Source organism: Streptococcus australis ATCC 700641 (assembly GCF_000186465.1).
Classification (GTDB): Bacteria; Bacillota; Bacilli; order Lactobacillales; family Streptococcaceae; genus Streptococcus; species Streptococcus australis.
Window position 1 is genome coordinate 829,543 of record NZ_GL636091.1, and the last position, 22,565, is coordinate 852,107.

The following is a 22,565-nucleotide window of genomic DNA, read 5'->3' on the forward strand; positions in this document are numbered from 1 at the left end:
TACTTGCACTGGATTCTAATTCATCAGAATCATAGCTAGAATTTGAGAGGAGACAATATGACTGTTGATTTTAACAGCAAAGCATACTTGGATAAAGTGGATGCGTGGTGGCGCGCAGCAAACTATATTTCAGCTGCTCAAATGTACTTAAAAGACAACCCGTTGTTGAAACGTGAAGTGGTTGAAAACGATTTGAAAGCTCACCCAATCGGACATTGGGGAACTGTACCTGGACAAAACTTTATTTACGCACACTTGAACCGTGCAATCAACAAGTATGACTTGGATATGTTCTACATTGAAGGACCAGGTCATGGTGGACAAGTTATGGTGTCCAACTCTTACTTAGATGGTTCTTACACAGAATTGAATCCAAATATCCCACAAAATGAAGAAGGATTTAAACACCTATGTAAAATCTTCTCATTCCCAGGAGGGATTGCATCTCACGCGGCACCTGAAACTCCAGGATCTATCCACGAAGGTGGAGAACTTGGTTATGCTCTTTCTCACGCAGCGGGAGCTGTTTTGGACAATCCAGATGTGATTGCCGCAACCGTAATCGGTGATGGTGAAGGGGAAACTGGTCCATTGATGGCTGGTTGGTTGGCCAATACCTTCTTGAACCCAGTCAATGATGGTGCTGTTCTTCCAATCTTCTACCTCAACGGTGGAAAGATCCACAATCCAACAATCTTCGAACGCAAAACAGACGAAGAATTGGCCCTCTTCTTTGAAGGTCTTGGATGGAAACCAATTTTTGCAGACGTAACGGCTATTTCTGACGACCATGAAGCAGCTCATGCTTTGTTTGCAGAAAAATTGGACGAGGCGATTGAAGAAATCAAGAAAGTCCAAGCAGAAGCTCGTAAAGGTTCTGCAGAAGAAGCAACTCAACCAGTATACCCTGTCTTGATTGCTCGTATTCCTAAAGGTTGGACAGGTCCAAAAGCTTGGGAAGGAACACCAATCGAAGGTGGATTCCGTGCGCACCAAGTGCCAATCCCAGTAGATGCTCACCACATGGAGCATGTAGATGCCCTTCTTTCATGGTTGGAATCTTACCGCCCAGCAGAGTTGTTTGACGAAACTGGTAAACTAGTTCCTGAAATTGCTGAAATCGCACCAAAAGGTGACCGTCGCATGGCTATGAACCCAATCACAAACGCAGGTGTTATCAAACCAATGGACACTGCTGATTGGAAGAAACATGCCTTCAAGATCGAAACACCAGGTGCCATCATGGCGCAAGATATGATCGAGTTTGGTAAGTATGCAGCAGATCTTGTGGATGCGAACCCAGATAACTTCCGTATCTTTGGACCAGATGAAACCAAATCAAACCGTCTTCAAGAAGTCTTCACTCGTACAAGCCGTCAATGGTTAGGACGTACGAAACCAGACTACGATGAAGCTTTGAGCCCTGCTGGACGTGTCATTGACTCTCAATTGTCAGAGCACCAAGCAGAAGGAATGCTCGAAGGATATGTCTTGACAGGTCGTCATGGATTCTTCGCATCTTACGAATCATTCCTTCGTGTCGTAGACTCTATGATTACTCAACACTTCAAATGGTTGCGTAAATCGAAGACTCACACGACATGGCGTAAAAACTACCCAGCCTTGAACTTGATTGCGACTTCAACTGTTTTCCAACAAGACCACAATGGTTATACTCACCAAGATCCAGGTATTTTGACTCACTTGGCTGAGAAAACTCCTGAATACATCCGTGAATACTTGCCAGCAGATACCAATAGCTTGCTTGCAGTGATGGATAAAGCCTTCAAGGCAGAAGACAAGGTAAACTTGATCGTTACTTCAAAACACCCACGTCCTCAATTCTACTCAGCTGATGAAGCAGAAGAATTGGTTCGTGAAGGATACAAGGTGATCGATTGGGCATCAACTGTTTCAGCAGATGAAGAGCCAGATCTTGTCATTGCAGCTGCAGGGACAGAGCCGAACCTAGAAGCTCTTGCAGCCATCACAATCTTGCACAAGGCTTTCCCAGAATTGAAGATCCGCTTTGTCAACGTTGTAGACATCTTGAAATTGCGTCACCCATCAGTCGATGCGCGTGGACTTTCAGATGAAGAGTTTGACAAAGTCTTCACCGCTGACAAACCAGTGATCTTTGCCTTCCACGGTTACGAAGGAATGATCCGTGATATCTTCTTCAACCGTCACAACCACAACTTGCGTGTGCATGGTTACCGTGAAAACGGTGATATCACAACACCATTCGATATGCGTGTCATGTCTGAATTGGATCGCTTCCACTTGGCGCAAGATGCAGCTAATGCAGCTCTTGGAGCAGAAGCAGCTGAATTTGCAGCTCAAATGGACGAAACAATTGCCTTCCACAATGCTTACATCCGTGAACATGGTGATGATATTCCAGAAGTACACAACTGGAAATGGGAAAATGTAAATAAATAAGTTTATTTCAAAAGAGAGTGGGACAGAAATCGGTAATTCGTTAGAATTCGATTTCGTCGTCCCACCTCCGCACAGTTGAGTAGGGCTGTAAAAGCTGATAAAATCAGTGTAGTAGAGCCCACTCAACCACTGCGTCTTGCTTGATAATCCAAAGACAATTGAGAGGCTAGGACTTTTGTCCCAGCCTTTTTTTATACCATTTTTAAACCTGCTTGCTATTTATCTATTTTGAAGCCTATTAACTAGCGATTAATTCATATAGAAAACGCTTTATTAAGATATGGTCACAAGTCTTTATCCAATATATCCAGGATATGGAAAAAGCTGGTAGGAAATTAACCGCCTCTATCCTGGGAAATAAAGTGTTTGTGGAAAAAGTGGAAGAAGAAAAAACACAACCAACATCAGAACCACAGCCGATTCCACAACCACAGCCTGCTCCGCTTGTACCAGAAACTCCTGTTCATGAAGAGAAATAATCTGATCAACTTCTGAGTTCGGCTGTCGCAAGCAGTCCAGTAGTTGAAGAAGCAAGTGTGAAAACCATCGCAGTGAGCTACCATACTGGAGCTAGCGTCAAGGAAGAACCAAGCAGTCCCCTTCCAAAAACAGGACAAGATGAGCTTGTTACCCATCTTCTTAGCCTGTATGGCATGACTTCCCTTGCCTTGGCAGGAATATTTGTCAGCAAAAAACGTGAAGAAAACTAATAAAAAAGGAAGATTCCTCTTTAGGAGGGCTTCCTTTTTCTTTTATATAATTGAAAAAAGTCTAACTTTATTTTTGCACGAAGCCTTCAATTTTTAAGTCAACCTCATTCAATCCCACTTCATTTGGAAAAATTGTCAGAAATCAACAAAATGTTATACTTTTTTTAGATTTTTCTAGAATACATTGACTTTACATAAGATAAGGACTAAAATGAAGGAGCGGTAAACGCTTACAAAAACTTAAGGAGGTCAGGTTATGGGAAGTGACAGACAACAACGGTTTTCTTTCCGTAAATACGCAGTTGGTTTAGTATCCGTTGTAGTCGGGTGCCTTTTTTATGGTCCTGCTGTATTAGCGCAGGAGCAAGGAGGGACTCCTCAGCAGAATCTACCAGCCAGGGTTGAACATGGAACGGAAGGTGTAGCAGAAGCGGAGACAGGTTCTCAGGATTCGAATCTAATTGTTTCAGTGATTGATCAGAAGCTTCAATTGCCGGAAGCGCCAGATAGTAAAAGTTCTCTGACGGAATCAGAAAATGCGGATAAGAAAATCGGAGATGTGCCTTCTACTTATGATAAATCCAGTGAAGAAAAGTCCATACCAGAAGCTGTAGCTACTAAAGATGAAGGACTTGAAGGAAAGAAAGGAGCCCAGGAAGTCTCTGAACCTGAAAAGGAAGGAACTTCATCAGTCATAGATTCAGCCAAAGAAGAAGCGCGGGTTCAAGCTCTTGTTCGCTTAGAATCCAAACACTCTGAAACTCCAGTTGGGGCTGAAAAAATCAAAGAGCGACTGAATGAAAATCTTCCAGTCAAATCTGCGGTTTTAAAAGAACTGGAGGAAAAGGGAATTCAGTATAAGAAGTTGGCCGATTTTGATTTACTCTTCAATGGTTTTGTCTTAGAGACTAGCTACAAAGATGCCCTCAAGATACGAAAGGTGGCCCGCGTTGAAAATGTTGACATTACGCCTCTTTCCGCAGCATCAGAAACCCAAAACCTTCCTAAGAAACAAACGACCCTAGTCCCTAGCAAGGTTAGTGATGAAAATGAACTGATTAATCTTCAACCATTGTGGGATAAGGGAATCAAGGGTCAAGGAAGTGTTGTTGCTGTCCTAGATACTGGTCTGGACTATGACCATAACTTCTTTAGTTTAACAGATAAAAGTAAGGCTAAATACAAGAATAAAGAGCAGATGGAAGCGGCCATGAAAAAGGCTGGCATCACTTATGGTAAGTGGTACAACGATAAGGTGATTTATGCCTATAACTATTCCGATATGAATGATGAGATCAAGGAAGATGATCCACGTTCGCACGGAACTCACGTTGCAGGTTCTGCCGTCGGAAATGCAACAAAACCAGTGCCAACAGGAGAATTGCTCAAGGGTGTAGCTCCTGAAGCACAACTGATCTTTATGCGGGTCTTCTCTGATAAAAAAGGGATGACGGAACAAGGTTTTGTTGTTGCAAAGGCTGTAGAAGATGCAGTGAAATTAGGGGCAGATACCATCAATATGAGCTTTGGGGGAGTTAATGGTGCAGAAGCAGATACCCATCCACTGACTCGTAAGGCTTTTGAATTTGCTAGAAAATCAGGTGTCGTCATCAATGCTGCAGCAGGGAACTATGCTGTCAGTGGCTATTGGCAAGCTAAGCCAAAATCGGATGCACCAGACACTGGAACCATGGATGAACCAGCTGTTGAAAAGGGAGTTTTAGCAATTGGAGCCTTCAATAACAGTATCACTCATGAGACAAAAATTCGCCTAGAAGTTCCTGCCTTAAAGAATAAGGAAGAATTCCAAAATGGTCTGGTCGACCTTCCTGTCTATCGTTTGATCTTCCCTGTTGAGGGACCACAATCCTATGTCTATGTTCCAAAAGGTGGGGAGAATGCTTATCGGACTCCGACTGTCAAGGGGAAAATCGCCTTGGTTGAAAGTGGTGGTGATGTTTCAGATGAGGATAAAATTAATGCCCTAAGACAGGCTGGTGCCAAAGGGATTTTGGTTTATCAGACGGAAGATCAAGGAGATACAGTGCAAAAACTTCCGATGGGTTATTGGGGATCCTTCTTTCCTGTCAGTGTATTAGGACATAGCCTAGGGAAGGAGTTAGCGAAGCACGTTGGAGAGTACCAACTAACCTTCCATCAAGAAGTGAAAAAAGTACCTTATAGCGAAGCGAATAAAATGCTCTACTTTACAGGTTGGGGTCTAACAGCTGAAGGTATGCTGAAGCCAGATGTAACCTTGCCGGGTGGAAATGTCTACTCTGCTATTCCAGATGGCTCTTACGACTTAGATGCAGGTACGAGTATGGCCACGCCACATGCGGCAGGTGCGACAGCTTTGATTAAGAAAGCCTTGGAAGAACGTTTCCCTCACTATAGTCCAGAACAAATCCATACCTTGCTACGTCAGCTGGTCATGAGTACTGCTAAACCTCACAAAGATACGGAAAGCAATACCTACGCCTCTGTTCGCCAACAGGGATCTGGCTTAATGGACGCTTCTGGCGCTGCTTTTGGTGATCTTTTTGTTACAGGAAAAGGAACAGACAGTAGTTTGACGCTCGGCAATGTGAAGGATAGTTTCACATTTGAGGTAACGGTTCATAACTTGAGCCAGGAAGCTAAAGAGCTGACTTACCATACAGTTGTCAATACGGATCAGGTTGAAAAGGGACGGATTACCTTGCAAATGCGCCAATTACTTGATCAAATGGGGGATAAGAAGATTGTCGTCCCTGCTTCAGGTAGTGTCACTGTTCCAATTAAGATTAATACAAGTAGCTTCACAAAAGAACTTTCGGAACAAATGAAAAACGGCTACTTTTTAGAAGGTTTTGTCTTCTTTAAAGATGCCAAGACCCAAAAGGATTTAGTTAGCATTCCTTATATTGGTTTTAAAGGGCAGTACCAAGATTTACCTGGTATTGAAAAACCAGTTTATGAATTTACTGGAAGTGAAAAACCTTTCTACTATTACAAAAATGAAAAAGACGACAATCCGGTTAAGGATCCCGGAAATCATTTTACTGCCTTAGTCAGCACCGTCCGTAAAGATGGGGAAGATAAACAGGTGGTTCTGGGAGAAACAGAGGATCGTTATGATGGAAAAGCTCTCGCATTTTCTCCAAATAAGGATGGAAACTTAGATTCGGTTAATTTAAATGCGGTCGTTTTGAGAAACGTTGATAATATTCACTTAGCTGTCTATAAGGCAGATGATTTGAAACGGGAACATCCAATTTTTGAAAAAGGCAATGAAAGTCAGAAAAAATCGGACTATGGATGGAGAATTAATGAACGGAGCAAACTCCTCTCAGCTAGCCATTGGGCAGGAACAGATCAAAATGGTCAAGTAGTTCCTGATGGAGAATATCAATACGTCCTTACCTATCGACCAAGCACTCCTGGTGCAAAACCACAAGAAATTATCTTGCAGGTGAAGGTAGATAACCAAGTTCCTCAATTAGCTTCGACAAAAGATTTGTATGACCCTACTTCTCGCGTCTTTAAGCCAGGAGCTATCATTGAAGAAGGTAGCGGTTTAGCTGGAAAATCCTTGACCTACCAAAAGGATGGGGAAACCGTTGAACTTTCTCCAAATCAAGATGGCAACTATCGTATCCCTGAGGGGGTTGATTTGACTACGGTTCGCTTCTCTATTTGGGACAAGGTTCACAATACCAATATCTTAACACTTGAAGGGAAACCAGCTCCTTTTTCAACAGAGAAAGAAAATACCAAACCGAAAGAAGAAACAGGCTCTGAAACAAACAAACCAGCTACGGATGGTCGCTTAGAGGTTCGGATTGTTGATGAGGAAGGAAATGCAGTTTCTCAATATGCTGAAATGATGCGATATCAGGTGTTTGATAGCAAGGGCAATCGCATTGATAAAGAGTTTAATACCTATTATGAAAGTGAGTTGCCAAGACTACCTTTCGGAACTTACACCGTCAAGATCACGGGACAGGATGAAAACTATTCATGGGTTTCTCCAACTGTTATAACAGTCGAATTATCTAAAGATCATCCAGAAGGAGTTGTCAACTTCGTTTACCGCTATCGCGATAAGAATCGCTTTGATGTCGTCTTTGACAAGGAATTGCCATCTGGAACTCGTGTATTTGCAATCCATAAAGAAACTGGAGAACAGCACGAACTGGAGCAAACGATTTATGAACCTAAGACCTTTGAAAAGATTTTGTTAAATGGTGATTATCGTATTTTGATTGACCTACCTGAGGGATATCGTGCCCTAGAGAATAATTTCTACTATTCTGTAGGGGAAAAAATGAATCGATACCTAACCAGTTTTGTAGAGGTAAAGGAAGATCCTACACCTTCTCCAAGTCCAGTTCCTAGTCCATTTTCTCCGGATCAGCAACCTCATCCTAGTGAAAAAGTGACGGCGCTGGGACAGCCTCATCAACCAATTCAGAAGAAAGCAGACTTGCGTCCGATGTACGTTCGGCCAGATGAAAAGGATGAGAAGGTTACACAGGTCACTCTTCTTCCAAATCAGAAGGTGACCTTACCAAATACAGGTCAAACTGGAGACGCCCTTGGCTTACTAGGTCTCCTCTTATCCCTCTGTGGAGTAGGTTTTATTCGTCAAAGAGGAAAAGAAGGTCAGGACTAATTCTTGAATCTTTAAAGAATCGTAAAGGATAGGGGGAGGTGACCAATTGGGTAGCCTCCTTCCTTTAGATAAAGGAGTATTATATGGAGTTTCATCGTAAACAACGTTTTTCTATTCGAAAATATGCAGTTGGAGTAGCATCAGTCCTCATTGGGCTTACTTTTGTTGGACCAATGGTAGCTGCAGATACAGTAAGTCCAGAAGAGCAAGTACAGACAGTCTCCGTGGTAGATGATGCCAAGGTGGATCTTGAAAAAGAGAAAACCGATCTTGTTACAGAATCAAGTAGTAAGTCGCTTCTATCAGAAGAGATAAGAGAAACAACTACATCTGATAAGGGACAAGAATTCAATGAAGAAAGAGCAGTAGAAGCTACTGCGATTATCGCCCCCAAAGAAAAACCAACAGTCGATCTTCCAACACCAACAGAGAAGATTTCTAAACCTGTCAGTTCGCCCACGCTTTTGGTAACAAATCCAACATCGGTTCAAGAAAAATCAGAGGAAACTATAGCGAACAGTTCAGAAGTTCCTTCTCCTAATGAATTGGATGAAGCGACTCCTGTCGAAGCTTTAGTTCGACTAAAAGAAGGAAAAGAGTCTGTAGAAGGGATCCCTTCTTCTGAACTTGATAAGGCAAGGCGGATTGAGAAGACCAATCAAGAGCATGAGCAATTTTTAAAAGAACTAGAGAAACAATCGATTCGGTTTAAAAAACTCTATGATATCAATCTGTTATTTAGTGGACTAGCCTTAGAAACAACTTACGGTGATGCTAAGAAAATTCGGGGACTGGCGCGTGTGGATGCAGTGGATTTTGCTCCGCTTCACCGGTCCAGAGTAGAGGATCCCCAGCCTGTTCCTGCCTCCCCAACTTCAAGTGTGACCAAGGTCAGTGAAGAAAATAGCTTGATTAACTTGCAACCTCTTTGGGATAAAGGTATCAAAGGCCAGGGACAGGTTGTAGCGGTTATCGATTCGGGGGTGGATCCAGCACACGACATTTTCCGCCTAACAGATATTAGTAAGGCAAAATTCAAGAGTGAAGCGGACATAGAGGAGGCCAAGAAAAAGGCTGGAATTTCTTATGGTAAGTGGTATAATAATAAGATTGTCTACGTTCACAATTATAGTGATATGAATGACAATGTCAAGGAAGACGATCCAATCTCTCACGGTACCCACGTAGCAGGAACAGCAGTGGGAAATGCTTCTCAACCTTCCCCAAATGGTGAGATTATTCGAGGAGTTGCCCCAGAAGCTCAATTGATGTTTTTACGAGTCTTCTCAGATACCAAGGGGGGACAAGTTCAGAACTTTATTTATACCAAGGCTGTGGAAGATGCGGTTAAATTAGGTGCTGACTCCATCAATATGAGTTTGGGAACTGCATCTGGTTCGATTTATGATGTGGGAGAAATTACGCGCCAGACTTTTGATGCTGCAAGAAAAGCTGGAGTAACCATTACGGTCGCATCTACCAATATGGCCACCAATGGCTTCTGGCACAGCAAGCCACTTGCAAGCACACCAGATTATGGAATGACAGGGACCCCATCCGTCAATCCAAATGTCATTTCAGTTGCTTCTATCAATAGTCTAACTAAGCATGAGTCGACCGAGGCTAGTGTAAGCGTTAAAGAGTTAGAAGGTTCAAAAGACTTCCCAGATGGAAAAATTCCAATGCACTCCTTTGTAGAACGAGACGCCTTTCGGACAACCATCCCTCAAAGTTATCTCCATGTTGAGAATGGAGGACTAGAAAATTATCAGGGAAATCAAGTAAATGGTCGTTTGGTATTAACAGAAAGAGGAGGCCAAGTTTCTGATCTCGAAAAGATTAAACAACTAAAAAGTGCAGGTGCAACAGGCATCATCTTCTATCAAACTAAAGAGCAGGGGGATACACCGACATCATTTGACCTGGAAGGATTGGGAGAACGATTCCCAGTTGGGGTCATTGGCCACGGTGCTGGAAGTGTCCTAGCTCAACATGCCAAAGATTACCAGCTCCATATTGCCAACAAATTTAAACGTGTTCCTTACGATGCAGCCAATCAACTATCTGACTTCTCCTCTTGGGGGCTGTCAGCTGATGGCGACCTCAAACCAGATGTCACCCTTCCTGGAGGGATGATCTACTCATCTGTTAATAATGGAGAGTACTATATGGATAGGGGAACCAGTATGGCCTCTCCTCATGCAGCAGGAGCCACTGTACTGGTGAAACAAGCCCTGAAGGAGCGCTTCCCTCATCTCAGTCCAGAACAATTGCAAGTTCTTGTCAAACAGATGACCATGAGTACAGCTGTTCCGCATGTTGATGAGGAGACACATGCCTATTCCTCTGTACGTCAGCAAGGCGCAGGGGTCATGGATGTCACAGCTGCAGCTCTAGGAGATCTCTATGTGACTGCAAAAGATGCGAAAAGCAGTCTAACACTTGGCAATGTCACTGATACCTTTGAGTTTGACGTAACCATCCACAATCTTTCCAATCAAGAGAAGTCTGTCCGCTATGAAACCACCCTTCAGACAGACCAAGTCCAGGATGGCAAATTCACCCTTCATCCTCGTCTGTTAGAAACCCTAGATGGCAAGGAAAGCATCACGATTCCAGCCAATGGTCAGCGGACGATCCACGTGTCCGTTGACGCGAGCAAATACAAGGAAGAGCTCAGCAAGCAAATGCCAAATGGTTATTTCTTAGAAGGTTTTGTACTTGTCAAAGATGCCAGCAACAACAAACATCTGGTCAGCCTTCCTTATGTTGGCTTCCATGGAGATTACCAAAATCTTCGCGGGATCGAAAAGCCTATCTACGAATATACAGGTAGTGACAAGCCATTTTACTACTATAAGGACAAGACAGACTATCCAGATGAAAAGGTCCCAGAAACGCCAGAGCGTCATCCAGATAACCACTTTACTTCTTTGATTAGTTATGTCTATGAGAATGGGGAGTCTGTAGCCAAAACTCTTGGGCAGGATGGGGATCGCTTTGATGGGGACCAACTTTACTTCTCTCCAAACAATGATTCCAGCTTTGATAGCATCAAGGTCAAAGCCGTCATGCTTCGCAATGTTGAAAATGTCCACCTATCAGTTTACAATAAGGAGGATACGGCACGGACCAATCCGATTTACGAGGTTGGAAATGAAGTGCATCGAAAGACCGACTGGAGTTACCGAATTGGGAATCGCAGTGAAGAGTTTTATGAAATCTCTTGGGAAGGCTTGGACAAAGATGGCCAACAACTCCCAGATGGAGAATACCAATTTGTGATTACCTACCGTCCGACTGCTTCAGGAGCCAAACAACAAGAACTTAACTTCAAGGTTAAAATTGACAACACGGCTCCAAGCATTGAGACTGGAAGTGCTCACTATGACCCGCAGACTCGGATTTTCCGTCCAGGAAAGGTGATTGAAACCGGCAGTGGACTAGCAGGAACTTATCTGTCCTATGTCAAGGACGGGGAAACAGTAGCCTTAGAACCTCAAGAGGATGGCAGTTATCTGCTTCCAGAAGGGGTGGACCTTTCTACTGTCCGTTATAGCATTTGGGATAAGGTCTACAATACCACTGAGATGGACATCGAAGGGAAGAAGATAGAGGCAACGACCCCAACGAATGAAGCCAACTCAGATGAACAACCAACCGAGACAGAGACTGAAAAACCAACAGCTGAAAAGAGGAGCTTAGAGGTCGTCTTTACAGATAGTAGTGGAGAAGTGATTTCTTATTATCCATCTGTCGTTCGTTACCAAGTGGTGGATGACCAAGGGCGGGTTGTGGAAGGAGAATTCAATGCTTCCTACAATGGCGGCAGCTTCCCAGACCTACCTTTCGGCACTTATACAGTCAAAATCACCTTGTCGGATTACCATTATGATTGGGGAACAGAGTTAGTGAAGCAGGTGACGGTTTCACCTGAAAACCCACATCCGAAAGTGACCTTTGCCTTCCATTATTTAGATGAAAACAAACTCACTATTGGATTTGACCAGCCAGTTCCGGCGGGAACAGTTGTAAAGGTGGTGGGGAATGACGGAAATAGCCGTCTTCTCCCACAAAGCATCTATGATTTGCAGCGCTTTGAGACCATGCTGATGAACGGATCCTATCGTGTCCATGTGGAACTCCCAGCAGGCTACCGTGCATCGGAAAATGATTTCCTTTATGAAGTGACCAATCAGATCAATTTCCACCTTCTTTCTTTGGTCAAAGACGTTATCAAGCCAAACCCAGAGGTGCATAGTGGAGCGATTGTAGCGCCATGGATTCAACCAGAAAATCCGACACTAGTGATACCGGAAACTCCAGTGACGCCTGTCCAACCAGCGGTATCCAAAGGCCCAGTTACCCCAGCTCAACCAACTACACCTGAAACGAAAGAAGTTGCAACAAACAAACCAGTCGCTGTTGCCTATCATACTGGTGGTCAAGCAGAAGTGGCTGCATCAACGCCGACAACTAGCCTTCCCAAAACAGGACAAGAAGCCTTGACTTCAACAGTCCTTAGCCTCTTTGGCATGACCTCACTGGCTGTAGCAGGGTTTGTAGCAAGCAAAAAACGGCAAGATTAAGTCGTTCATGTATTTGGTTACTCTAAAAAACGTCCGTTTAATTTTAGAAACGGACGTTTTGAATGTTTTAAGCTGTTTTCTCCACCCAGACACTGCGGACAAAGAAGAGGCTGATGAGGGCAAGGGCTAGAAGGATCCCTGCAACATAATAGTAGGGTTGGTCGAGAGTTGTTGAACGACCAGAGAGGTTAACAATACCTCGGTAGAGGGCTCCAGCAGTTGCCGTGGCGACAGCTGAGTTCCAAAGATTAAGAGTGATTCGAGAAAGGCCTTTTACCACTAGTTGCAGAGCTACGAGCAGGGCGCCACCAATCAAAGGGATCAAGAAGAGGTAGTGCATGAAGGCAGAGGTTTCGCCAAAACTAAAGTGTTCGTAGATGCGACTCCCGACGAAGAAGAAAGCCGAGATAAGAATGTACCAGAGGATGGTCTTTTTCAACCGTTGTTTGATAGGATTAGTAACCGATGTAGACAATGTCACTCACCGCCCTTTCTGAGATAGTACCATTTGTAGTTGGTTTGTTAATAACTTGGCCATTGAAGTAGAGGGTAGAAGATCCACCACCATCCAGGTTGTAGGCTGTTTTAACGCCATACGATTTCATCACTTCCGCTAATTGGTAGAGAGAAAGCCCTTCACTTTCAGAAGTCCGTCCATCTGATACGACGATGATGTAGTGATTCTCATCGATGATCCCAATGGCTGTTCGTGGATTAGAGGCCATGGATTGCCCCACCTCTGAGTTAGTATCGACAGTTATTTCCCCATTTTCAACCAAGGAAGGTCCGAAGGCAAGGAGATTAACAACCCCGTCTTTGACCAACTGATCCGCAGAGATTTCGTCTTCGTAGATAATTTTGAAGGAACCATCCTTGTAAATGGCTAAGTCGCCATTGCTAGAGTCTTCACGAACCGTATCGCGATAAACCACTCCGTTTCGGATGACATAGCCGGTGCTATTGGCTCCGTAGTAGTCTCCATTGACGGCTAGAATGGCATTATTCTCAGCTGCAGTGACAGAGGTCTTAGCTGTCACGTTTGTTCCATAGGTATTTTGGGCTAGAGCCGTCTTGAGATAGTCTGAGGAGCTAAGCGTAATATCTGCAATGTAAACCTGAGTGTTTTCAACTGTTTTTTCTGTCAAGTTTACCTGGATATTGTCATCCGTATAGCTAGTATCGGTTGTTGTAGCTGAAGCAGCTGCTTTTTTGGCCGCCGTGGTATCCGATGTGGTCGCACTAACGGTTTGGATGGCATCTGATAAGACGAAGGTCTTAAGCATAGAATAGCTGAAGGAGCTTGTTAGCAGGATACCAAAACAAGCAGCATAGGTATACGATTTTTTAAAGAATTTCATGAGTAGGTGCAGTCCTTTCCTTGAAAATGATTTTTTTCTGAATCAGCCATGAGACGACGAAAAGCAAGAGTCCGACGATCACTTTGCTGAGGAGCAAATGAAGACCGAAGCTTGTATAGAAGAGTCGAATCAAGAGGGTATCGAGAATAAAGAGTCCAATCGCAAGTCCCAAGTAACCACTTCCGGTTCGAGCCAGGCTGTCTTTGTTCTTAAAGACGAAACGTTTGTTGGTCGAGTAGTTAAAGATAGAGCTAGCCACACGAGCGATCCCGTTGGCAAGGAGGATCCGAAGGCTAATCGGCACAGCCATCATTACGAAAAGGAAGAAGGCGTAGACCAGATAGTCAACGATAAAGCTACTCAGGGAAGAGAGGGCAAATTTAAACATGTCCTTGTAGATCATAAGGCCGTCTCGAATAGGGCGGAAGTGGGACCCTTCATTGTCATTGATATAGACTGTTTCGATCGGAACTTCCAAGATGGGGAAGGCCTTGCTAGCTGCAAGAAGTACATTCATTTCGTACTCATACCGTTGACCCTCAATTTCTAACATAAAGGGGATCATGTTGGTTGTAAAGGCTCGAAGGCCAGTCTGGGTATCTGTCACAGCGACCCCTGTTTGTTGCTTGAACAAGAAGCGGGTCAATTTATTTCCAAAAGCAGAACGCAAAGGAACCTTGCCTGAAAAGGCGCGTGCCCCTAGAACCAATTGATTCGGATTATCTTGCGACTGGTTGGCCACGCGGAAGATATCCCAAACCTTATGTTGGCCATCGGCATCGGCAGTGATGACTGTACCGTATTGCCCTTGCTCTTGAATGTAAGTGTAGGCTGTTTTGAGAGCCCCTCCTTTTCCAAGGTTCACTTCGTGGTGAAGGACTGTGGCTAATCCGTCTAATTTTTCAAAAATAGCCTGGCACTCCTCAGAACTACCATCGTCCACAACGATAATGGAGAAGTCACATTTTTCTCTCAGTTTTTTCACCAGTTTGAGAAGTTTTTGATCAGGTTGATAAGCGGGGATGACTAAATAATTCATAACCGTTCCTCGTTTCTTGTTTGTGATGAAGGTAGTATAACGGCCCATTCTTAAAGCTAACTGATATCAGTTTTCTTTAAGGAAAGGGAGAGATTTCCTTGCTGTATAAAAACTAGAGAAAATAATAGAAGAAAGATAAATCTTCTCAAAAAGAATTAAGAGAAGGTATTTTTACTTGCCATCTATCCTAAAGTCTGGTATAATAGTTTCTTGTGAGCAAACCTCACTTACCCCTTGCAAAGACTTGGGGTCATTAGACCAAAAGGAGGAACATATCAATGGCTAAATACGAAATTCTTTATATTATTCGTCCAAACATTGAAGAAGAAGCTAAAAACGCTTTGGTAGCACGCTTTGACTCTATCTTGACTGACAACGGTGCAACTGTTGTTGAATCAAAAGATTGGGAAAAACGTCGTCTTGCATACGAAATCCAAGATTTCCGTGAAGGACTTTACCACATCGTAAACGTTGAAGCGAACGACGATGCAGCTCTTAACGAGTTCGACCGTCTTTCAAAAATCAACGGTGACATTCTTCGTCACATGATCGTAAAAGTTGATGCGTAAGCCCTAACGAATAAAGAAGGTGACTAATGATTAACAATGTTGTACTTGTAGGTCGTATGACTCGAGATGCTGAACTTCGTTATACCCCTCAAAATCAGGCTGTTGCGACATTCTCACTCGCGGTTAACCGTAATTTTAAAAACCAAAATGGTGAACGAGATGCGGACTTTATCAACTGTGTGATTTGGCGTCAACAAGCTGAAAATTTAGCGAATTGGGCTAAAAAGGGTGCCTTAGTTGGGATTACAGGTCGTATCCAGACTCGTAATTATGAGAATCAGCAAGGTCAACGTGTTTATGTCACTGAAGTCGTAGCGGACAGCTTCCAATTGTTGGAAAGCCGCGCGAATCGTGAAGGACAAGCAGGTGGTGGTTATGCTTCAGCTGGAGGATTTGCAGGAAATGCAGCTCCAAGCTTTGGAGGATCTGAACCATCAAATGCAACACCAAACTTTGGACGTGATGACAATCCATTCGGAGCTAATCCAATGGACATCTCGGATGACGATCTACCATTCTAAGAATGGGTTTAACGAATTAAAACTATAAAGGAGAAATAAACATGGCTCAACAACGTCGTGGCGGATTCAAACGCCGTAAAAAAGTTGATTACATCGCAGCAAACAAAATTGAATATGTTGATTACAAAGATACTGAGCTTCTTAGCCGTTTCGTTTCAGAACGTGGGAAAATCCTTCCTCGTCGTGTAACTGGAACTTCAGCGAAGAACCAACGTAAAGTAACAACAGCTATCAAACGCGCTCGCGTAATGGCTTTGATGCCTTTCGTAAACGAAGATTAAAGAAAAGACCCTTATGGGTCTTTTTTTCAGGTCCAGTGGACCTCTTTTTCAGACCCTTTTGGATCTTTTTTGCGAGCATAGAAATGTGATAGTGAGTTAGGTCCGGGTGGCCCTCTTTGACCTTTCCCAAGCTCTAATTATGCTATAATGAGGGGGAGAAAGGTATCAAGGAGCGCAACATGAAGGAAAGCACAATCATCAGAAGTATGATGGAGTATGATATTGAAGGGATCTCTCAAGCCTTTATCCACCAAGGGTGGCCGGGTAGAGAGGATATCTTGGCCAGCTATTTTCAGGATCAGGAGAACGGAAAGAGAGACGTATTAGTAGCTGAGTCGGATGGATTTGTGGCAGGTTATATCACTATATTGCCTGCTGCTAAGCACGGCCCTTTCGTGGGAGTCTATCCAGAACTTTCAGATTTCAATGTCTTTGAGCCTTTTCAAAATCAAGGTATTGGAAATCTCTTGATGGAAGAAGCGGAAAAACGAGTTAAACTCGTATCGGATAAGGTGACGCTTGGTGTTGGGCTCCACTCAGGTTATGGACCTGCTCAGAGATTGTACATCAAACGAGGTTATATTCCAGATGGTTCGGGAGTTTGGTTTAGGGATCAGCCCTTGGCCCCTTACAGTTCTTGTGAAAACAATGATGACTTAGTCCTCTATTTTTCAAAAAGATTGAACAAGAACATGCAGTAAAACAAAAACGGATGAAAACTTCATCCGTTTATTTTTAGCGTCGTTGAGGTGCTGTATTGGCGCTCTTGATATTGTATTTTTTCTTCAAATAGTAGCGGAGGAGAAGAGCCCCACCACCGAGTAAGAGCATGAACCAGTTTGGTACACGCGGGTTGAGGAATTGTGGGAGTAAAGCAGTGACCATGAGAATCACAACCCAAAGGATCATGGCTAACATTAGGATAGGAAGTGACTTGGTTAAAGCAGGCCGTTTCATTCCACGTTTAGAAACTTCGTAGTATTGGTAGAAGTAGTAATACATCAAATAGAGCACAACCCCACCAGCCAAGCTACCAAGAGCCAATGTGAGGAGTCCATAAGTGGTTCCCTGAGGAGCAAATAAGTTCATGAAGGCTGAAATAGCAGCAAAGAGACCAAAGACGAGAAGGAAAGAATCTGTGATCATAAGATGAGGAGCATCATTCTCTTTTGGATGCTCTTTTTCGTAGCGTTCCTGATCACTAAAAGCATTGGCCCAAACAGTTGGCGCTCCAAAGAGAGTTCGCGCCGTTACTCCTTTTGGTTGGTTTTCAAAGATAGCTGGAAGAATTTCTTCAATCAGGCTAGTAGCCTCTTCTTCTGTTTTGCCGTTTTCAATCAATTGGTGTTTAGCGATGCGAACGAATTCTTGATTCTTTTTACTTAATTGGGTCAAATCAAATTGAGACATAAATACTCCTTAGTGTTATTAGTAGGTGTTAGAACCATTTTTTATGGATGAGGTAGACAACGAGCGATCCGGTCATGGCAAAGGCAATAAAGATAATGAGCCAGAAAGCATTAGGTTCTCCGTTGAGGGGGAGATCATTGTTTTTAAAGTTCATGCCATAAGCCGAGAAGATCATAGTTGGGATGGACATGACGATGGTCACCATGGCCAAGGTCTTCATGATATTATTCTGGTTGTTGGAGATGATCGATGCGAAGGTATCGGTCATAGAGTGGAGAATGTTTCCATAAATATCCGCCATCTCAATGGCCTGTTGGGTCTCGATCAAGGTATCTTCCAACAGATCCTCGTCTTCCAGGTATTTCTTGATGTTACTAGTGGCACTGGTCAATTTCTTGATCACGCGCTCATTGGTTTTCAGAGAGGCCTTGAAGTAGACGATGGTCTTTTCTAGCTCCATCAGTTCAATCAGCTCCTCATTACGCGTTGACTTGTGCAGTTGACTTTCAATCTGTTCACTCTTGCGATCCAAGGTACGAAGCGCGGTTAAGTAGAGCTCGGCATTGCGATAAAGGATCTGGAAGATGAAGCGGGATCGCATGAAGGTATAGAAATTCCGCAAGCGACGATTGATAAAGGTGTCTAGGAGAGGTAACTCTTCCAAGCAAGTGGTGATGATAGCCTCTTCTGTTAGGATAATTCCCAAAGGGATGGTGACATAGTAGGTCTGATTGTTCCGCTCTTCCTTGATGGGAACGTCTACGATGATCAAGGTATACTCATCTTCGATGGTCATACGGGACATTTCTTCCGCATCGAGTGGTGCTCGTAAGTCGGCAATATCGATGTTAAAAGCAGAGGCGATTTCCATCGATTCACTTTGGGAAGGATTGACAAGGTTGATCCAGCTACCGGGTTCCAGTGTCTCTATTTCTTTAAATTCAGTCGTTGTCGATAAAAAGACCTGTTTCATGGTGCCTCCCCTTGTTTTTTTACACCTTAACATTATAACAGAAAAAGCACGCTTTTGGATAAAAGAATACTGAAAAATTTGATATAATGAAGGATAAATAAATTGATGAAAAGTGGAAGAAATGCTCGATAAAATTGTCATTCATGGAGCGCGTGCTCATAATTTAAAAAATATTGATGTTGAAATCCCTCGAGATAAGCTGGTCGTGGTCACTGGTCTATCAGGTTCTGGGAAATCGAGCTTAGCCTTTGACACTCTCTATGCAGAAGGACAAAGACGTTATGTAGAGAGCCTGTCAGCTTATGCTCGTCAGTTTTTAGGAAATATGGAAAAACCCGATGTGGACTCGATTGATGGCCTAAGTCCAGCCATTTCCATTGACCAAAAAACAACCAGCAAAAATCCGCGGTCAACGGTTGGAACGACAACAGAAATTAACGATTACTTACGCCTTCTATATGCTCGTGTGGGGACTCCTTACTGTATCAATGGCCATGGAGCGATTACGGCTTCTTCGGTCGAGCAGATTGTAGACCAAGTTTTGGAATTGCCAGAGCGCCAACGCCTGCAAATTCTAGCGCCCATCGTTCGTAAGAAAAAAGGCCAACATAAGAATATCATCGAAAAGGTGCAAAAAGACGGCTATGTCCGGGTGCGTGTGGATGGCGAGATCTTTGATGTGACAGAAGTCCCAGAATTATCCAAAAGCCAACAGCACACAATTGAGGTTGTCGTAGACCGGATTGTCATCAAAGATGGCATTCGGTCCCGTCTCTTTGATTCGGTCGAAGCGGCCCTTCGGATCGCAGATGGCTACGTGGTCATCGATACCATGGACGAAAATGAACTGCTCTTTTCAGAGCATTATGCTTGCCCGGTTTGTGGCTTTACCGTCCCTGAGTTGGAACCTCGTCTCTTTTCATTTAATGCCCCCTTTGGCTCTTGTCCAGATTGTGATGGACTAGGGATCAAGCTAGAGGTGGACTTGGATTTGGTTGTTCCAGATTCTAGCAAGACTCTCCGTGAAGGAGCACTAGCACCCTGGAATCCGATTTCTTCTAACTACTATCCTCAGATGTTGGAGCAGGCCATGATCCAGTTTGGGATTGATATGGACAAGCCATTTGAAGACTTGTCCCCAGAAGACCGACACTTGATTTTCTATGGTTCTGAGGGCAAGGAATTCCATTTCCATTATGAGAATGAATTTGGTGGGGTTCGCGATATTGACATTCCTTTTGAAGGGGTCGTTACCAATATTAATCGCCGTTACCACGAAACGTCTAGCGACTTTACTCGCAATCAGATGTTGTCCTACATGAATGAATTGACTTGTGTCACCTGCCATGGGTATCGCTTGAATGACCAGGCCTTGTCTGTCCGAGTAGGAGGAGAGAGGGGGCTACATATTGGGCAAATCTCTGACTTGTCCATTGAGGACCATCTTAAGGTGGTAGCTGATCTCAAATTAACCAAGAATGAGGAGACCATTGCTCGACCTATTCTCAAAGAAGTCAAGGATCGTTTGACCTTCTTGAACAATGTTGGCTTGAGCTATCTGACCCTGTCTCGCTCGGCCGGGACTCTATCTGGGGGAGAGAGTCAGCGGATTCGCTTGGCGACCCAGATCGGCTCCAACCTCTCAGGTGTCCTCTATATCCTGGATGAGCCTTCGATCGGTCTTCATCAACGGGACAATGATCGCTTGATTGCTAGCCTCAAGAAGATGCGTGATTTGGGCAATACCTTGATCGTTGTCGAACACGATGAGGATACCATGAGAGAGGCTGATTACCTGATCGACGTCGGTCCAGGAGCCGGTGTCTTTGGAGGCGAGATTGTTGCGGCTGGAACGCCTAAGCAGGTAGCCCGCAATAGCAAATCCATCACTGGTCAGTACCTCTCTGGAAAACGGGCTATCCCTGTACCAACGGAACGACGGGTGGGCAACGGTCGCTTTATCGAATTGACAGGGGCTGCTGAAAATAACTTAAAAGAGGTGACCGCTCGCTTCCCGCTGGGCAAGTTCATTGCTGTTACTGGCGTTTCAGGCTCAGGCAAGTCAACCTTAGTCAACAGTATTTTGAAAAAAACGCTGGCGCAAAAGTTGAACCGCAATTCAGAGAAACCCGGGAAATACAAAACCATTTCAGGTGTCGAGCACATTGATCGACTGATTGATATCGACCAAAGTCCGATTGGCCGCACTCCACGCTCCAATCCGGCTACCTATACAGGTGTATTTGACGACATTCGTGACCTCTTTGCCCAAACCAATGAAGCCAAGATTAGAGGCTACAAAAAAGGCCGCTTTAGTTTCAACGTCAAAGGTGGCCGGTGTGAGGCTTGTTCGGGAGATGGTATTATCAAGATTGAGATGCATTTCCTACCGGATGTCTATGTACCGTGTGAAGTCTGCCATGGGCGACGTTACAACAGTGAAACCTTAGAAGTTCACTATAAAGAGAAGAATATCTCCCAGATTTTGGACATGACCGTCAATGATGCGGTGGATTTCTTTAAACATATTCCAAAGATTAATCGCAAATTACAAACCATCAAGGATGTCGGTTTGGGCTATGTGACCCTGGGACAACCGGCAACGACGCTTTCTGGTGGAGAAGCCCAGCGGATGAAGTTGGCTTCAGAGCTTCATAAGCGCTCAACTGGCAAGTCCTTCTATATCTTGGATGAGCCGACAACAGGACTTCATACAGAGGATATCTCTCGTTTGCTCAAGGTTTTGGAACGCTTTGTGGATGATGGCAATACCGTTTTGGTTATTGAGCACAACTTAGATGTCATTAAGACAGCGGACCATATCATCGACTTAGGACCAGAAGGTGGAGTCGGTGGTGGCACCATTATTGCGACAGGAACACCAGAAGAAGTAGCCAGCAACCCAGCTAGCTTTACAGGACAGTATTTGAAAGGGAAATTACAATGAACCAACGAATTACAAATCTACGAACTAAAATGAAGGCACAGGATCTAAAAGCTGTCCTCATTAACAACTTGAAAAATGTCTACTATTTGACTAATTTCTGGGGATCAAATGGGACTGTCTTGGTGACAGAAGAGCGCGTGGTCCTCTTCACTGATTCGCGCTACACCATTCATGCCCATGCGACTTGCTTCCCCTTTGTTGAGATTGTTGAAACCCGCAATGAATTGGAAGAAGCGGCAAAAATAGTCAAAGATGCAGCGATCCAAGAACTTGGCTTTGAGGATGAGATCACAGTTGCCTACCATACCCGTCTAGCGACCGCTTTCTCAGGAGTCGCTCTAAGAGCCTTGTCTGATTTTGTAATGGAGTTTCGTTTGATTAAAGATGAGACAGAAGTAGCAACCATCCGCAAGGCTTGCAGTATTTCAGATCAAGCCTTTCTAGATGTGCTGGAGTTTATCAAGGTTGGCCAAACAACAGAATTAGAAGCGGCGACCTTCCTCGATTTCAGAATGCGGGAATTGGGAGCGTCAGGTGTATCCTTTGATATCATCTCCGCTGCGGGAGAACGCTCTGCTATGCCCCATGCGACTCCAAGTGATCGCATCATCTCTGCTGGGGATGCCTTGACCTTAGACTTTGGCTGTCTTTACAACCATTACGTCAGTGATATGACCCGGACCATTTATGCAGGTCATGTCAGCGACAAGGAAAGAGAAATTTATGAAACGGTCTTGAAAGCCAACCAAGCTCTCATTGCTGAAGCCAAGGATGGACTCGGTTTCCGTGATTTTGATAAAATTCCTCGAGATATTATTGAGGCTGCAGGATACGGTCAGTACTTTACTCATGGAATTGGACATGGTATTGGCTTGGACATCCATGAAGAGCCTTATTTCAGTCAAACTTCCAAAGAAGTTATCAAGGCCGGCATGGTCTTGACAGATGAGCCAGGGATCTACATTGAAGGCCTGTCTGGTGTCCGGATTGAAGATGATCTCCTGATTACGGAAACCGGTTGTGAAGTCTTGACCTTGGCACCGAAAGAATTGATTGTGATCTAAGGAAA

The 22,565-nt window shown here is 44.0% G+C and carries 16 protein-coding genes; 11 read left to right on the forward strand and 5 right to left on the reverse strand.

The genetic code is table 11. The annotated features are described in order from the left end of the window. The first annotated feature begins 57 nt into the window (after positions 1-57). The 5 genes from HMPREF9421_RS03835 to HMPREF9421_RS03850 all read left to right on the forward strand — a co-directional run bounded on the left by HMPREF9421_RS03835 (position 58) and on the right by HMPREF9421_RS03850 (position 12,398). Positions 58-2,442 carry a phosphoketolase family protein gene (locus HMPREF9421_RS03835; protein WP_006595671.1) on the forward strand — a complete coding sequence of 795 codons (2,385 nt, stop codon included), beginning with the start codon at positions 58-60 and terminating at the stop codon, positions 2,440-2,442. A 314-nt stretch (positions 2,443-2,756) separates the two neighbouring features. Next, the gene (locus HMPREF9421_RS10945) at positions 2,757-2,921 is read left to right on the forward strand and encodes a hypothetical protein (RefSeq protein WP_006595672.1); all 165 of its coding nucleotides are present in this window, start codon (positions 2,757-2,759) and stop codon (positions 2,919-2,921) included. A 57-nt stretch (positions 2,922-2,978) separates the two neighbouring features. After that, a complete protein-coding gene (locus HMPREF9421_RS03840; RefSeq protein WP_006595673.1) occupies positions 2,979-3,152 on the forward strand; it encodes an LPXTG cell wall anchor domain-containing protein in 174 nt (57 codons plus the stop codon). A gap of 256 nt (positions 3,153-3,408) precedes the next feature. Further along, entirely contained in the window at positions 3,409-7,809 is a 4,401-nt protein-coding gene (locus tag HMPREF9421_RS03845) for an SGO_0316/SGO_0317 family LPXTG-anchored serine peptidase (RefSeq protein WP_006595674.1), read from the forward strand. An 83-nt stretch (positions 7,810-7,892) separates the two neighbouring features. Next, a complete protein-coding gene (locus tag HMPREF9421_RS03850) occupies positions 7,893-12,398 on the forward strand; it encodes an SGO_0316/SGO_0317 family LPXTG-anchored serine peptidase (protein WP_006595675.1) in 4,506 nt (1,501 codons plus the stop codon). Between the two features lie 67 nt (positions 12,399-12,465). Here the strand turns inward: HMPREF9421_RS03850 and HMPREF9421_RS03855 are convergent, their stop codons facing one another. From HMPREF9421_RS03855 to HMPREF9421_RS03865, 3 genes are read right to left on the reverse strand one after another with little or no spacing between them, the layout of a single operon-like run. Then, positions 12,466-12,873 carry a hypothetical protein gene (locus HMPREF9421_RS03855; protein ID WP_006595676.1) on the reverse strand — a complete coding sequence of 136 codons (408 nt, stop codon included), beginning with the start codon at positions 12,871-12,873 and terminating at the stop codon, positions 12,466-12,468. After that, positions 12,854-13,756: a phosphodiester glycosidase family protein gene (locus tag HMPREF9421_RS03860; protein ID WP_006595677.1), complete on the reverse strand. Its 903-nt coding sequence runs from the start codon at positions 13,754-13,756 to the stop codon at positions 12,854-12,856. The genes HMPREF9421_RS03855 and HMPREF9421_RS03860 overlap by 20 nt, the downstream gene beginning before the upstream one ends. Further along, positions 13,743-14,795, reverse strand: coding sequence for a bifunctional glycosyltransferase family 2/GtrA family protein (locus HMPREF9421_RS03865; protein ID WP_006597154.1), 1,053 nt, complete (start codon positions 14,793-14,795; stop codon positions 13,743-13,745). Before HMPREF9421_RS03865 ends, HMPREF9421_RS03860 begins: the two co-directional genes overlap by 14 nt. A 278-nt stretch (positions 14,796-15,073) precedes the next feature. Between HMPREF9421_RS03865 and rpsF the strand changes: the two genes are divergently transcribed. The 4 genes from rpsF to HMPREF9421_RS03885 all read left to right on the forward strand — a co-directional run bounded on the left by rpsF (position 15,074) and on the right by HMPREF9421_RS03885 (position 16,867). Continuing rightward, positions 15,074-15,364 (forward strand): 30S ribosomal protein S6, encoded by a 291-nt coding sequence (gene rpsF, locus HMPREF9421_RS03870; RefSeq protein ID WP_006595679.1) that lies wholly within the window; start codon positions 15,074-15,076, stop codon positions 15,362-15,364. A 26-nt stretch (positions 15,365-15,390) separates the two neighbouring features. After that, positions 15,391-15,885 carry a single-stranded DNA-binding protein gene (locus HMPREF9421_RS03875; protein WP_006595680.1) on the forward strand — a complete coding sequence of 165 codons (495 nt, stop codon included), beginning with the start codon at positions 15,391-15,393 and terminating at the stop codon, positions 15,883-15,885. A gap of 41 nt (positions 15,886-15,926) precedes the next feature. Further along, positions 15,927-16,166, forward strand: coding sequence for a 30S ribosomal protein S18 (gene rpsR, locus HMPREF9421_RS03880; RefSeq protein ID WP_000068664.1), 240 nt, complete (start codon positions 15,927-15,929; stop codon positions 16,164-16,166). 179 nt (positions 16,167-16,345) lie between these two features. Then, positions 16,346-16,867, forward strand: coding sequence for a GNAT family N-acetyltransferase (locus tag HMPREF9421_RS03885; protein WP_006595681.1), 522 nt, complete (start codon positions 16,346-16,348; stop codon positions 16,865-16,867). A gap of 34 nt (positions 16,868-16,901) precedes the next feature. Here the strand turns inward: HMPREF9421_RS03885 and HMPREF9421_RS03890 are convergent, their stop codons facing one another. Together HMPREF9421_RS03890 and HMPREF9421_RS03895 are read right to left on the reverse strand one after the other, a co-directional pair. Continuing rightward, on the reverse strand, positions 16,902-17,576 hold the full coding sequence (locus HMPREF9421_RS03890; RefSeq protein ID WP_006595682.1) for a DUF1129 family protein: 675 nt from the start codon (positions 17,574-17,576) through the stop codon (positions 16,902-16,904). Positions 17,577-17,604: 28 nt separating this feature from the next. Further along, positions 17,605-18,549, reverse strand: a complete 945-nt coding sequence (locus HMPREF9421_RS03895) for a magnesium transporter CorA family protein (protein ID WP_006597173.1) — start codon at positions 18,547-18,549, stop codon at positions 17,605-17,607. Positions 18,550-18,670: 121 nt separating this feature from the next. Between HMPREF9421_RS03895 and uvrA the strand changes: the two genes are divergently transcribed. Together uvrA and HMPREF9421_RS03905 are read left to right on the forward strand one after the other, a co-directional pair. Next, complete coding sequence (uvrA, locus tag HMPREF9421_RS03900; protein ID WP_006595684.1) at positions 18,671-21,496, forward strand: excinuclease ABC subunit UvrA; 2,826 nt, start codon at positions 18,671-18,673, stop codon at positions 21,494-21,496. Further along, positions 21,493-22,560 carry a M24 family metallopeptidase gene (locus tag HMPREF9421_RS03905; RefSeq protein ID WP_006595685.1) on the forward strand — a complete coding sequence of 356 codons (1,068 nt, stop codon included), beginning with the start codon at positions 21,493-21,495 and terminating at the stop codon, positions 22,558-22,560. The genes uvrA and HMPREF9421_RS03905 overlap by 4 nt, the downstream gene beginning before the upstream one ends. Positions 22,561-22,565: the final 5 nt, after the last annotated feature.

Coding starts and splice junctions, on each gene's coding strand:
- HMPREF9421_RS03835 (WP_006595671.1), top strand. CDS start 58: ATGACTGTTGATTTTAACAGCAAAGCATACTTGGATAAAGTGGATGCG.
- HMPREF9421_RS10945 (WP_006595672.1), top strand. CDS start 2,757: ATGGAAAAAGCTGGTAGGAAATTAACCGCCTCTATCCTGGGAAATAAA.
- HMPREF9421_RS03845 (WP_006595674.1), top strand. CDS start 3,409: ATGGGAAGTGACAGACAACAACGGTTTTCTTTCCGTAAATACGCAGTT.
- HMPREF9421_RS03850 (WP_006595675.1), top strand. CDS start 7,893: ATGGAGTTTCATCGTAAACAACGTTTTTCTATTCGAAAATATGCAGTT.
- HMPREF9421_RS03860 (WP_006595677.1), bottom strand. CDS start 13,756: ATGAAATTCTTTAAAAAATCGTATACCTATGCTGCTTGTTTTGGTATC.
- HMPREF9421_RS03865 (WP_006597154.1), bottom strand. CDS start 14,795: ATGAATTATTTAGTCATCCCCGCTTATCAACCTGATCAAAAACTTCTC.
- rpsF (WP_006595679.1), top strand. CDS start 15,074: ATGGCTAAATACGAAATTCTTTATATTATTCGTCCAAACATTGAAGAA.
- HMPREF9421_RS03875 (WP_006595680.1), top strand. CDS start 15,391: ATGATTAACAATGTTGTACTTGTAGGTCGTATGACTCGAGATGCTGAA.
- rpsR (WP_000068664.1), top strand. CDS start 15,927: ATGGCTCAACAACGTCGTGGCGGATTCAAACGCCGTAAAAAAGTTGAT.
- HMPREF9421_RS03885 (WP_006595681.1), top strand. CDS start 16,346: ATGAAGGAAAGCACAATCATCAGAAGTATGATGGAGTATGATATTGAA.
- HMPREF9421_RS03890 (WP_006595682.1), bottom strand. CDS start 17,576: ATGTCTCAATTTGATTTGACCCAATTAAGTAAAAAGAATCAAGAATTC.
- HMPREF9421_RS03895 (WP_006597173.1), bottom strand. CDS start 18,549: ATGAAACAGGTCTTTTTATCGACAACGACTGAATTTAAAGAAATAGAG.
- uvrA (WP_006595684.1), top strand. CDS start 18,671: ATGCTCGATAAAATTGTCATTCATGGAGCGCGTGCTCATAATTTAAAA.
- HMPREF9421_RS03905 (WP_006595685.1), top strand. CDS start 21,493: ATGAACCAACGAATTACAAATCTACGAACTAAAATGAAGGCACAGGAT.